The organism is Corallococcus sp. CA053C, from assembly GCF_003611675.1.
Lineage (GTDB): Bacteria > Myxococcota > Myxococcia > Myxococcales > Myxococcaceae > Corallococcus.
In genome coordinates, this window is the sequence record NZ_RAWA01000297.1 from 1 (window position 1) to 12,385 (window position 12,385).

Consider the following 12,385-nt stretch of genomic DNA (forward strand, 5'->3'; position numbering starts at 1 on the left):
CTACCTCGGACGTCCCGACCTCACCGCCGAGCGCTTCGTCCCCCACCCCTTCGCCACCGAGCCCGGCGCCCGGCTGTACCGCTCCGGAGACCGGGCGCGCTGGCTGTCCGACGGACGCCTCCAGTTCCTCGGGCGGCTCGACCACCAGGTGAAGCTGCGCGGCCTGCGCGTGGAACCCGGCGAGGTCGAAGCCGTGCTCACGCAGCACCCCGACGTGCGCGAAGCCGCGGTGGTGGCGCGTGACGACGGAGCCCACGGCGTCGCGCTGGTGGCCTACGTCGTCTCCCGCTCCGCGCATCCCGTGGAGGCCGAAGTGCTGCGCACCTTCCTGCGGCACACGCTGCCGGAGGCCCTGGTGCCTTCGACCTTCGTTCCCCTGGAAGCCCTGCCGCGCACGACCAGCGGCAAGCTGGACCGCCGCGCCCTCCCCGCTCCGGAGGCCAAACGCGCCAGCGAGGCCTTCATCGCCCCGCGCACGGACACCGAGACCCGTCTCGCCGTGCTCTGGCGTGAAGTGCTCAAGCAGGAGGCGGTGGGCGCGACGGACGACTTCTTCGCGCGCGGCGGACACTCGCTGCTCGCGACGCAGTTGTTGTCGCGGATCCGCACGGCCTTCCAGGTGGAGCTGCCGCTCCAGGTCCTCTTCGAGGCCCGCACGCTGGAAGAACAGGCGCAGCGCGTGGACGCCCAGCTCCAGGACGGCGCGTCGCTCCAGGCACCGCCGCTGCGGCCCGTGCCCCGCGAGGCGCGCATGCCGCTGTCGTTCGCGCAGCAGCGGCTGTGGTTCCTCGACCAGCTCGAACCGGGCACGTCCACGTTCAACATCCCCATCGCCCTGCGCGTGGAGGGAGCCCTGGACGTGCGCGCGCTGGAGCACTGCTTCCAGGAAGTGATGCGCCGACACGAGTCCCTGCGCACCGTCTTCCAGGAAGGCCCCGACGGCCCGTCGCAGGTCGTCCTGCCCGCGCTCGCGCTGCCGCTCGAACAGGTGGACCTGCGCGCCCTCGCTCCGGAAGCGCGCGACGCCGAGGCGCACCGGCTGGAGGTGGAAGAGGCGCTGAAGCCCTTCGACCTCGCGCGGGGCCCGTTGCTGCGGGCCCGGCTCCTGCGACTGCAGGAGGACGCGTACCGGGTGCTCCTGACCATGCACCACATCGCGTCGGACGGCTGGTCCATGGACGTGTTGGTGCGCGAGGTCGGCGCGCTCTACGTCGCCCATCAACAGGGTCGGCCTTCGCCGCTGCCTCCCCTCACCATCCAGTACGCGGACTACGCGGCCTGGCAGCGCCAGTGGCTGCGAGGCGACCTGCTGGAGAAGCAACTGGATTACTGGCGCCACCAGCTCACGGGAGCGCCCGCCGTGCTGGAGCTGCCGTTGGACCGTCCCCGCCCCGCGGTTCGAGCCCACCGGGGCGGCACGGTGGTGCGGACGACGGAGCCGGCCATCACCACGGCCCTGGAGTCCCTGGCCCAGCGAGGACGTGCCACCCTCTTCATGGCGTTGATGGCGGCCTTCCAGGGCCTGCTGCACCGCTACAGCGGGCAGACGGACGTGGTGGTGGGCACCGACGTGGCCAACCGCGACACCGCGGAGACCGAATCGCTCATCGGCTTCTTCATCAACCAGCTCGTGGTGCGGCTGCGCATGGACGGCAACCCCACCTTCCTGGAGCTGCTGGAGCAGACGCGTCGCGTGTCGTTGGGCGCCTTCGCGCACCAGGACCTGCCCTTCGAGGAGGTGGTGCGCGCCGTGAACCCGGAGCGCAGCCGCGCGCACGCACCGCTGTTCCAGGTGAAGCTCATCCTCCAGAACACGCCGCACACGGCGCTGGAGCTGCCCGGGCTGAAGCTGAGCGTGGACGGGGCGAGCAGCACCGCCGCCGCGAAGCTGGACCTGACCGTGTCCATGAGCCCCACGCCCCAGGGCCTGTTCTGCTCCTGGAGCTACGACCGCGACCTCTTCGACGAGGCCACCATCGAGCACATGGCGGAGCGCTTCCAGGCGGTCCTCACGAGCATCGTCGCGCACGAGGGCACGCTGCGCCTGTCGGACTTCCCGCTGCTGCCGGAGCCTGAGCGTCAGCGGCTGCTCGGGACGTTCAACGACACGGCGCGGCCGTACGCGGAGCGCTGCATCCACACCCTCATCTCCGAACAGGCGGCAAGGACGCCGGAGGCGCTGGCGGTGGTGGCCCCGGACGGGACGCTCACGTACGCGGCGCTGGAGCGGCGGGCCAACCAGCTCGCGCACCTGCTCCAGCAGTACGGCGTCGCGCCGGAGACGCGCGTGGGCCTGTTCGTGGAGCGGCGGGCGCACGCGCTCGTGGGCCTGCTGGGCATCCTCAAGGCGGGGGGTGCCTACGTGCCGTTGGATCCGGGCGCTGCGAGCGCCCCGGAGCGCATGCGCCACGTGCTGAAGGGCGCGGGCGTGCAGATCATCGTCACCGAGGAAGCGCTCGCGGACGAGCTGCCTTCGCAAGGTGAGCTGCTGGTGGCCCTGGACGCGGAGGACGGGCTGCTGGACGCGCAACCGGAGGACGCCCCCGACACGGGCGTGCTGCCGGGCAACGCGGCCTACGTCATCTACACATCGGGCAGTACCGGTCAGCCCAAGGGCGTGGTCATCGAGCACCGGCAACTCGCCTGCTACGTGGCGGGCGTCAGCGAGCGGTTGGAGCTGCCCCAGGGCATGTCCTTCGCGACGGTGTCCACGCTGGCGGCGGACCTGGGCCACACGGCCGTGTTCCCCACGCTGTGCGCGGGAGGCGCGGTGCACCTGGTGGACCGGGATACGGCGTCGGACGCGGGGAAGCTCGTGACGTACGGCCGTGCGCATGACGTGCAGGGCCTGAAGATCGTCCCCACGCACCTGGAGGCGCTGCTCGCGGGAGACGACGCGAAGCGGCTGCTGCCACGCCGCCGGTTGGTGCTGGGTGGCGACACGGTGTCGTGGACGCTGGTGGAGAAGGTGCACGCGCTGTCGCCCGACTGCGAGGTGTTCAACCACTACGGCCCCACGGAGACGACGGTGGGCGTGCTCGCGCAGCGGGTGGAGCGCGGCGTGCGCGTGGCCGGAACGCGGTCAGTGCCGCTCGGCAGGCCGTTGGGCAACGTGCGCGTGTACGTGCTGGATGCGTACGGGCAGCCGGTGCCCACGGGTGTCCCAGGCGAGCTGTTCATCGGCGGCGCGAGCGTGGGCCGAGGCTACCTGGGCCGGCCGGACCTGACGGCGGAGCGCTTCGTGCCGGACGGCTTCGCGACGGAGCCGGGGGCCCGCATGTACCGGACGGGGGACCGGGTGCGGTGGCTGCGCGACGGCCGCATCGAGTTCCTGGGCCGCGTGGATCACCAGCTCAAGATTCGCGGCTATCGCGTGGAGCTGGGCGAAGTGGAGGCCGTGCTCGCGCGGCATCCCGGCGTGAGCGAGTGCGTGGTGGTGGCCCGCGACGACGCCTCGCAGGGCCGTCAGCTCATCGCCTACGCGGTGGGCCGCTTCGAGCAGGCCTTGGAAGAGTCCGCGTTGCGAGCCCACCTGACGACACGGCTGCCGGACTACATGGTGCCCGCGACCTTCGTGGTGCTGGACGCCCTGCCGCGCACATCCAACGGCAAGGTGGACCGCAAGGCCCTGCCCGAACCGTCGCGCTCCACCGAGGACACCGGGCACGTCGCGCCCCGCACGCCCACCGAGCAGCGGCTGGCCGCGCTGTGGCAGGAGCTGCTGGGAGTGCCGCGCGTAGGCGTGCATGACAGCTTCTTCGACCTGGGCGGCCACTCGCTTCTCGCCACGCAGGTGGTGGCGAAGGCGGGGTCGCTGTTCAGCGCGAGGCTCGCGGTCATCGACCTCTTCGAGGCGCCCACGTTGGAGGGGCTGGCGGCGCGCATCGACGCGGGCACGTCGTCGGACTCGCCGCTGGTGATGCTGCGCAAGGGAGGCGCCCGGATGCCGTTCTTCTGCGTGCACCCGGTGGGAGGCAGCGTGCTGGGCTACCTGGAGCTGGCGCGGCGCATGGATCCGGAGCAGCCCTTCTACGGCCTCCAGGTGCCGAAGGACGGCGCGGGCCCGACGGTGGAGGCCATGGCCACGCGCTACCTGGACGCCGTGCGCGGGGTGCAGCCGACAGGGCCGTACCGCCTGGGCGGCTGGTCCATGGGAGGACGCGTGGCGTACGAGATGGCGCGTCAGCTCCGCCTCCAGGGCGAAGCGGTGGAGCTGCTCGTCGTCATCGACGCGATGGGCGAGGAGCCAGCCTCCGCGCAGACGCTCACGCCGGACGAGGCGATGGGCCAGCGGGTGCTGGAGTTCGCGGATCACCTCTCACGGCTGGCGGACGTGCATCCGCGCGCGGTGGAGGTGCTGGGGCTGGTGGATCCGGTGGAGCTGCGCCTGGTGCTGGAAGGGCCGCTCGACCTGGGCGTGGCGATGGGACTGGAGGAGGCCGCGTGCGAGGAGCTGCGGGAGCTGTGGCACCGCTTCGGTGCGAACCAGGGGGCCTCGCGGGCCTACGTCCCCGGGCCGTATGACGGAGCGCTGGTGCTGCTCCGGGCCGAAGCGGGTCCGGAGGCTTCGGAAGACCTCGGCTGGGGACCGCTCGTCCAGGGCGGGGTGACGGTGTACGCGGTGCCGGGTGATCACTTCGCCCTCATCCGCCCGCCCCACGTGGACGCGCTGGCCGAGCGACTGAGGACCTTGCTCGCCGCACCGACGTCGCACGAAAGGGACGGGTAGCCGCCATGCCCCGACGCTTCACACGGACCGAGGACGCGCTGCTGCGAGCGCTCCTGGGCGCGGGCGCCAGCAACGATGCGGCGGCGCTGGAGCACCGGCCACCGGTGTCCTTCCGGGAGGTCCAGCGCATCCTGGACCTGCCGGAGCTGCCGCACCTGCACCTGCTGGGCGAGGACACCTGGCTCCTGGGAGGCCGCATCCTCCGGTGGCTCACGGGCGAGATGCGCGACGGTGGGGACAGGGGCGACTACGACCTGTTCTGCGGTTCGCTCGAAGCGCTGGAGCGGACCGCGCGGCGGATGCTGGCGACGGGCTACACGCCCTGCCGGCGGAAGGGGGCCACGCGCTGGGGCCCCTGGTTGATGGACCGCGTTCGGGGCCGCGACGACCATGCGCCCTGCGCCGGGGCGGTGTTCGAAGGGGACGGCGCGCTCCAGGAGCGGCTGCGCCTGCGGCGGTTCCCGGACGGCCGGGAGATGTACGCGCTGGAGCTGCACTCGCAGGAGGGCCACCTGCTCCAGCTCGTCCACATCCCAGCCCTCTTCACCGGGGGAGGCGAACCGGTGCGCAACCAGCTGGCCTTCACGGACCTGAGCATCTGCCAGTTCCTGCTGGACGGGCGGCAGCTCCACGCGGGCCCGCACACCTGGGCCGACCTCTTCCGACGCCGGGTCCGGGTGGTGCAGATGGTCCGCCCGCGCATCACCGCCGAGCGTCTGGTGAAGTACGCCAGCCGGGGCTTCTGGCCCGAAACAGAGACGTTGCGAACGGTGACGAGGGCCCTGCTAGCATCGAGTCCTCCCCCCCGCTGAAAGCCGCGTCCGCTGAACTCCACCGAACCGCGTCACCTCGCCGGCCTGGACCTGCTCCGGGGCCTGGCCATCGTCCTCGTCGTCCTCTTCCACCATCCGCGCCCCGAAGGTCACGAGACCTACCGGATGATCGCCAACTTCGGTTGGACGGGCGTGGAGCTGTTCTTCGTGCTGAGCGGCTTCCTCATCGGCTCGCAGCTCCTGGAGCCGGTGGCGCGGGGAGAGACGCCGTCACTGTCACGCTTCTACCTGCGGCGCGCGCTGCGCATCCTGCCGTCGTTCCTGGTCGTGCTGGGGCTGTACGTGTTCGTCCCGGCCTGGAGCGAGCGGCCGTTCATCGTGCCCGCGTGGCGCTTCCTCACCTTCACGCAGAACTTCGGGCTGCGGATCAGCGGCTTCTCCCACGCGTGGTCGCTGTGCGTGGAGGAGCACTTCTACCTGGTGCTCCCGCTCACCGTGCTCGCGCTGCGCGGCAGGGTGCGGGCGCTTCATGTCATCGCGGGCGCGGTGGCCGTGATGCTGGCCGGCATGCTCCTGCGCGGCGGCTTGTGGCTGCACTTCTTCGGAAGCCTGGGCCCGGACGACGAGGCATGGCGCACCTATGACACGGTCCTCTACTACCCGACGTACGCGCGGCTCGACGGCCTGCTGTGCGGCGTGTTGCTCGCGATGGTGCGCGTCTACCGGCCCGCGGCATGGGAGCGTTGGACGCAGAGGCCTGGGGTGCTCGTGCCGGCCGTGGCGCTGCTGGGTCTTGGAGGTGCGGCCTTCGTGAACCAGCAGTACAACCGGGAGCTGTCCTACGCCGTGCTGGCGTTCCCCCTGGTCTCGCTCGGCTACGCGGCGTTGCTGCTGTGGATGGCGGGCCCCACGGTGTCGCGCGTCTGTGCCCGCATCCCGGGCGTGCGGACCTTCGCGGCGCTGAGCTTCACCGTCTACCTCACGCACAAGTCCGTGCAGCACGCGGTGCGAGTCGCCCTGGAGCCCTACGGCCTGGGCACGTTCCACGTCGTCACCCTGGCCGGGGGCGCCGTGGCGGTGCTGCTCGCCTCGCTGCTCCTGCACCACGGCGTGGAGCGCCCCGTGCTGAGGTGGCGCGAGCGCCTGGAGCGACGGGCAGACTTCAAGAAGGCGCCGCTCAGTCTTCAGTGAACTTCAGGTTCCCGGCCCTCCACTCACGGAGGGTCATCTCCGCGTCGAGCCTCACCACGCTTGGAGGACCGTGAGCCAGCCGCTCCAGCTCCGCTTCAGCGAGCAAGGGGGCGAACTCCAGGACATGGGATGCAGCCCACAGCCGGACATGGGGGTTGCTGGCTTGCAGCAGCTCGGTCAGGGCCGCACGTCCGTCCTCCCCCCTGTTCCGCAGCGCTCTCCATGCAGCCATGAGCTTCTTGTACTGGGCGTTGGCAACGCGGTGGGCGCCCTCAACGGAAGCCTGCCCGTGCAGGGCCGCCGCCTCCGCATAGGTTGCCGCCAGCTCAGGAACAGAAGTCTGCTTCACCGACTCACGCTTCACGGAGTGACCCCAGCATCACGAAGGACCTTCAGCCCGAACATCCGCTGTGCCTCCAGGGATTGAGTGCTCAGCCAGGTGCGCACGGTCTTGCCTTGAGAATATGACCGAATCGAGGAGTAGAGCCCGCTGATCTGCCGGTGGACCGCCTCATCGACCGGGATCACGTTCTCCACATTGTGGATCGCCTTCGGCCCGAAGCGGGCCACGTTCCCGTCCGTTTGCTCCACGATGTGATGCCACTCCTTGCCCTCCCCTGCGGGACCCATGGCCCGCTTGAAGGATTTGAAGGATGCATATGCCTTCGGCCCACCACCGCTCTCATCTCCTGAGCCCGCAGCGTCATCGACCCGCTGCAGGATGATGGCCGCGCCCGGCCCGCCGCTCAACACCGACGCTGCGCGTCCCACCGGCACCGCGGCATGCTCCAGCACCAGCGCGCCCTCCGCCGACAGCGAGAGCACCGGCACCGTGGCTTCCGCACCCGCCACCATCCCCGTCAACGTGCGCGTCGTTGCTGAGGCCACACCCCAGGTGACGAGGAGCCCCGTCGTCAGCCGCGCCACCTCGCGAATCTGCTCCCCTTCCGTCATGGACTGGAAGCGTTCCCAGTACGCGGGCGACGACGCGATGAGGACCGCAACACCCGCCGGCAGGTTGCTCAATCCCACGAGGCTGTCCCTGGGACGGGAGAGCACCTGCCCCAGCGCGTGGTACAGCGCCACGAAGGCGTCCTCGGCCCCGTCCAGCGAGCGGTTGATGACGTCCGCGTCGTCGTAGACCTCGGCCAGGGGCCGCCAATCCGAAGCCTGGAGCCGCGCGTCCACGGCGCGGAAGACACCCCCCTTGCCGCTGTAGAAGCGCCCCAGCTCGAAGCGCCCCGCGCGAAACGCGCCATCCTTCCACTCGACGGGTGCCACCTTCTGCTGCGTGCTTCCGTCGAGGGCCCACGCGAGGTAGCCGTCCGGCCGCAGCACCGCCACCTGCTCGCGGGCAAAGCGTGCCACCCGGCGCACCAGCTCCTCACGGGAGACGTCTCCGCGCTCCAGCACCTCGCGCAGCAGGAAGCCCGCCGCCATGCGGGTCGGGAAGGTGTCCAACGTCACCGGCTTCTGCATCAACCGCCCCAGCACCTCGACGGCGTCCTCGGGCGTGAAGGGATTGTGGCGCACGGGCAATTCGTCCAGGTCCTCCAGCCCGGCACGCACCAGCAGCGTCTCGAAGGCGTCCACCTCCAGCAGGCCCATCTCCACGGCCTGCCGTGACAGCGTCCCGGGCCCGGAAGAAATGAGGACCGTCCCCCACGGCATGCGCTCGGGATGGCGGCGGTGCAGTCGCGGGCTGTCCTCTTCTTCCTCGGGTCCGTCGTCTTCCGCGTCGGTGCTCCGCCGCGCTTCGCGGGAGCTGTCCGAAACGGAGGCCGCTCGCTGCCGGAGCACTCGCGAGCCACCTCTCCGGGAGGACGTCTCCACCCCGGCGCAGCCCGTGACAACCAGGACCAGGCACAGCACCACGACGTTCACGCGCATCGTCCACCTCGGCTCGCAGGCTCTCACCCTTCAAGGCGGGCGCATGAGTGCTTCCATTCCGATCCGACATGACGGCTTCTGCGAACGACCCACTGCCCTGGTCTCACGCAACCCGCGCGCGTTACACCTTCGCGCATGCGCCCCTTCCTGACGGCGACGTGGCGGTACCTCCTGATGCTCAACTACGAGGTGGATCCGGCGGTGCTGCGGCCCCTCGTGCCCCGTGGCACCGAGCTCGATTCGTGGCAGGGCCACACGTTCGCGAGCATGGTCGGCTTCCGCTTCCTCGACACGCGCGTGCGGGGAATCGCGGTGCCGTTCCACCGGGACTTCGATGAAGTGAACCTGCGCTTCTACGTGCGCCGCCAGGGGCCTGAAGGCTGGCGGCGCGGCGTGGTCTTCGTCCGGGAGATCGTCCCCCGGCTCGCCATCGCCACCGTGGCGCGCGTCCTCTACAACGAGCCCTATGCCGCGCACCCCATGCGCCACACCGTGAGCATGGACGGCGCCGACACCGGCACTCCCGGACACGTCGCGTACGCGTGGAAGTCCCACGGCCGCTGGCACCAGCTGTCGGCCCGGACCGTCGGGAGCCCGGCGGAGAGCACGCCCGGCTCGCAGGAGGAGTTCATCACCGAGCACTACTGGGGCTACACCGCCCAGCGCGACGGCGGCTGCGCCGAGTACCGCGTGGAGCACCCGCGCTGGAGCGTCTGGCGCGCCCAGGAGACCGCCTTCGACTGCGACGTGCCCCGCTTCTACGGCCCCGCCTTCTCCGAAGCCCTCCAGGGCCCCCCCCACTCCGCCTTCGTCGCCACCGGCTCGGAGGTGTCCGTCTTCCCAGGAAATGAACTCCCCCTCTTGCCAAGCCTGTAGAAATCAATATTCTCAATTCACAAATTGATTTTCTGAACCCCACGCCATGACGACCCCCAAGCCCACCTGGCCCATCCCGACCCGCTGTCCCGTCTGTGGAGGAGGCACCGTCGTGGAGCGGGTGCGCTGCGACGGGTGCGCTTCGGCGGTGGAGGGGCGCTTCACGACGGGCTGGGTGCAGCAGCTGTCGCCCGAGCAGCTCGCCTTCGTGCGGGTGTTCATCGGCTGTCGCGGGAAGATCAAGGACGTGGAGCAGGCCCTGGGCCTCTCCTATCCGACGGTGGTGGCGCGACTGGACGACGTGGTGGAGGCCCTGGGGAACACGCCGGGCGCACCGCCCCCGCCTCCCGCCCGTGAGCGTGCGTCTCCGCGCCGGGCCCAGATTCTCGATGACCTCGCGGCCGGGCTCATCGATGCGGACGAGGCCGCCCAACGCCTCAAGAAGGCACGGGAGTAACCCCATGATGGAACCCGAAGCGACGCCGTCCTCCGACTCCTCGCGCGACAGCGCCCAGCGCCACGCCATCCCCTGGGGCCAGCAGGCGCAGCTGGAGCTGCACGCGACGGCCGCCGCGCTCGTCGTGTCCCCGCTGCCAGAAGGCGAGAAGCCCTACCTCGTCACGCACGGCCGCGTGGAGGCGCGCATCCACGAGCACGGGCGCGTGACGAAGGTGGAGCTGGTGCCGCGGGAGTCCGGCTTCCTGTCGCTGTTCTGGCGCCAGGGCGGACACGCGGAGCTGTTCGTGCCCGCCAACGTGCACGCGAAGCTCCACCTGGACGCGGGCGCGGTGCGCATCTCCGGCTTGAAGGACTGCGAGCTGGACCTGTCCACCGACGCCGGCACCGCGAGCCTGCGCGACGTGCACGGGAAGTTGAGCCTGCGCACGGGCGCGGGCCGCATCGTCGGTGAGCGCGTGGGCGGAACCCTGAACATCTCCGCCCAGGCGGGCGCGGTGAAGCTGGACGTGGACGCGCTGGACGTGGGCGAGCACCGCATCGGCACGCAGGTGGGCGCGGTGGAGCTGCGCCTGGTGCCGGGGCTCGACGTGCACGTCGCGGCCCGCACGGCGATGGGCGCGGTGCACACGCGCTACCCGTCCAACCCCCAGGCGGCCACGACGCTCGTGCTGGAGACGGAGCTGGGTTCAGTGCGGATCCGCGAGTCGGGCCGCTCGCGCTCCGAGGACGTGGCGCACGAGGCGTGGGAGGCGGACTCGCTGCGCTGGCAGCGCAAGGCGGAGCGCTGGCAGCGTCGCGCGGAACGCCACGCCCACCATTGGGCCCACGCCTGGGCGAACTCGTGGGGCGCGCCGCCCTGGGCGCATCATCCGGGCACCTCTCCGCACGCGCGGCCGGAGCAGGCCGCCCCCCCGCCCTCCGCGGGCATCCCCGAAGCGGAGATGCGCCGCGTGTTGGACCTCGTGGAGGCCGGCAAGCTCAGCGCGGCGGACGCGCAGAAGCTGCTGACCGCGATGCAGCGCTAGAGGCCACGGCCCGCTTCAGGCGCCCTGGGTGAGGAAGCGGAAGGGCCGCTCGCAGTCGTCCCGCGTGCACCGGAAGAGGTAGCCCCGCCCGTTGTCGCCGAACTCCAGGCCATAGGGCATCGCGGCGAGCTGCGCGACGAAGCGCATGGGCGCATCACAGCACTCCGGCGTCGCCTCGCCGTTGAGCCAGCCGGGCACGCCGCCCACCTTGCTCTCCGGCGCTGCTTCCTGCGCGCGATCCAACGCGGCCAGCTGTTCGTCCGTGGCCTCGTTGGGGTCCACCGACAGGGCCTCGGTGTCCTCGGTGGCGGGCTCGAAGCCGAGCGTCCACTCGGCATAGGACTTCACCGGGCCCGGCGGCGCGCTGACGGCAGGCGCGCCGGCCTTCACCGCCACCGCGGCGTTGGCACCCTCTTCCGGATCCCAACGGAAGCAGACGGAGTCGGGGTTCTCGCACTGGAAGACGTGGACCGACGCGTACGGCGCCAGGTCCAGCTGGCCCTCCACGTGCGGAAGCTGGAAGAGGAAGCGCAGCGGCCCGCCGCACATCTCACAGGCGGGCCAGTCCAGGGGACCGGGCGCTTCGGGCGTGCCGCCCACCTTCATCAGGGGCACGCCGGGACGGCTGGGAACGAGCGCCCACAAGGGCGCGAGAGGACGAGGCATGCGGGGACTCTAGAAGTCCGCGATGCGCTCCGACAACGTCGGGTCGTCCACGAAGGGGTTGCGGTTCTGCTGGTAGGTCTCGATGGCGTCGTTGCGCTTCGACTCGGCGACGTCGACCTTGTCCAGCGTGTTCCACTGCTTGAGGACGGTCTCCTCCTCGGGCGGGATGTGCTTGTTGTACACGGTGGAGAAGTAGAACAGCGCGCGCGCCACGTTGCCCTTGTGGGCATCCGGCGGCTCGAAGACCATCCGGCCCTTCTCATCCGTGCCGAACTTCGAGCCGTTCTCCGTCCACTTCACCGTCTTCACCGTGCCGAACGGGTAGTTGCCCCGGATGGAGTTGGCCTTGCTGTCGGTGGGGAACAGGTGGTGCAGGTCCGCCTTGGCCGGGCCCGTGGCGCCCTTGGACTGGGGCCAGGTGTGCTCGGTGTTCATCACGTTGCTGCTGGGAATCTTGTCCGTCTTCACTTCCTTGCCCGTGTAGACGCACTTGACGATGCCGTCGTGGTTGTCCAGGGCCGTGAAGATGATCTTCCGCGCGCCGTTGTATCCCAGGTCCTTGTGCTTGGAGACCGCGTCGTGCAGCGCCTTGATGAGGACCTGGTCCTTCATCCCGTCGTAGCGCGGATCCGGACCGGCCGGCGTGAAGTCATCCACCGGCGCCGGCGGCCTGGAGGGGGTCTTCTTCGGCGCGCGGGACTCGAAGCTGGAAGCCGACGTGGACGCCGTCGAGGTGCGAGGCGCGGAGGGCGGGCGGGACTAGATGAGCATGAGGC

At 70.7% G+C, this 12,385-nt stretch carries 10 protein-coding genes; 6 read left to right on the forward strand and 4 right to left on the reverse strand.

The annotated features are described in order from the left end of the window. From D7V97_RS30420 to D7V97_RS30430, 3 genes are all read left to right on the forward strand, one after another. On the forward strand, positions 1-4,729 hold a 4,729-nt coding region (locus D7V97_RS30420), incomplete at its 5' end, for a non-ribosomal peptide synthetase (RefSeq protein WP_120614137.1). Positions 4,730-4,734: 5 nt separating this feature from the next. Next, positions 4,735-5,541, forward strand: a complete 807-nt coding sequence (locus D7V97_RS30425; RefSeq protein WP_120614138.1) for a hypothetical protein — start codon at positions 4,735-4,737, stop codon at positions 5,539-5,541. 51 nt (positions 5,542-5,592) lie between these two features. Next, the gene (locus tag D7V97_RS30430; protein WP_120614139.1) at positions 5,593-6,693 is read left to right on the forward strand and encodes an acyltransferase; all 1,101 of its coding nucleotides are present in this window, start codon (positions 5,593-5,595) and stop codon (positions 6,691-6,693) included. Here D7V97_RS30430 and D7V97_RS30435 read toward each other — a convergent pair. Together D7V97_RS30435 and D7V97_RS30440 are read right to left on the reverse strand one after the other, a co-directional pair. Next, positions 6,680-7,057, reverse strand: a complete 378-nt coding sequence (locus D7V97_RS30435; RefSeq protein ID WP_120614140.1) for a DUF2019 domain-containing protein — start codon at positions 7,055-7,057, stop codon at positions 6,680-6,682. The genes D7V97_RS30430 and D7V97_RS30435 overlap by 14 nt on opposite strands. Continuing rightward, positions 7,054-8,583 (reverse strand): hypothetical protein, encoded by a 1,530-nt coding sequence (locus tag D7V97_RS30440; RefSeq protein ID WP_120614141.1) that lies wholly within the window; start codon positions 8,581-8,583, stop codon positions 7,054-7,056. The genes D7V97_RS30435 and D7V97_RS30440 overlap by 4 nt, the downstream gene beginning before the upstream one ends. Before the next feature lie 135 nt (positions 8,584-8,718). Between D7V97_RS30440 and D7V97_RS30445 the strand changes: the two genes are divergently transcribed. The 3 genes from D7V97_RS30445 to D7V97_RS30455 are packed head-to-tail and all read left to right on the forward strand — an operon-like array spanning position 8,719 to position 10,943. Beyond that, positions 8,719-9,459 carry a YqjF family protein gene (locus D7V97_RS30445; protein WP_120614142.1) on the forward strand — a complete coding sequence of 247 codons (741 nt, stop codon included), beginning with the start codon at positions 8,719-8,721 and terminating at the stop codon, positions 9,457-9,459. Between the two features lie 46 nt (positions 9,460-9,505). Continuing rightward, entirely contained in the window at positions 9,506-9,916 is a 411-nt protein-coding gene (locus D7V97_RS30450) for a DUF2089 domain-containing protein (RefSeq protein ID WP_120614143.1), read from the forward strand. A gap of 4 nt (positions 9,917-9,920) precedes the next feature. Further along, a complete protein-coding gene (locus D7V97_RS30455; protein ID WP_120614144.1) occupies positions 9,921-10,943 on the forward strand; it encodes a hypothetical protein in 1,023 nt (340 codons plus the stop codon). 15 nt (positions 10,944-10,958) lie between these two features. Here D7V97_RS30455 and D7V97_RS30460 read toward each other — a convergent pair whose 3' ends face one another. Next, positions 10,959-11,609: a hypothetical protein gene (locus D7V97_RS30460; RefSeq protein ID WP_147445033.1), complete on the reverse strand. Its 651-nt coding sequence runs from the start codon at positions 11,607-11,609 to the stop codon at positions 10,959-10,961. A 9-nt stretch (positions 11,610-11,618) separates the two neighbouring features. After that, positions 11,619-12,266 carry an endonuclease I family protein gene (locus D7V97_RS30465; protein WP_120614146.1) on the reverse strand — a complete coding sequence of 216 codons (648 nt, stop codon included), beginning with the start codon at positions 12,264-12,266 and terminating at the stop codon, positions 11,619-11,621. Positions 12,267-12,385: the final 119 nt, after the last annotated feature.

Coding starts and splice junctions, on each gene's coding strand:
- D7V97_RS30425 (WP_120614138.1), top strand. CDS start 4,735: ATGCCCCGACGCTTCACACGGACCGAGGACGCGCTGCTGCGAGCGCTC.
- D7V97_RS30450 (WP_120614143.1), top strand. CDS start 9,506: ATGACGACCCCCAAGCCCACCTGGCCCATCCCGACCCGCTGTCCCGTC.
- D7V97_RS30460 (WP_147445033.1), bottom strand. CDS start 11,609: ATGCCTCGTCCTCTCGCGCCCTTGTGGGCGCTCGTTCCCAGCCGTCCC.
- D7V97_RS30440 (WP_120614141.1), bottom strand. CDS start 8,583: ATGCGCGTGAACGTCGTGGTGCTGTGCCTGGTCCTGGTTGTCACGGGC.
- D7V97_RS30445 (WP_120614142.1), top strand. CDS start 8,719: ATGCGCCCCTTCCTGACGGCGACGTGGCGGTACCTCCTGATGCTCAAC.
- D7V97_RS30455 (WP_120614144.1), top strand. CDS start 9,921: ATGATGGAACCCGAAGCGACGCCGTCCTCCGACTCCTCGCGCGACAGC.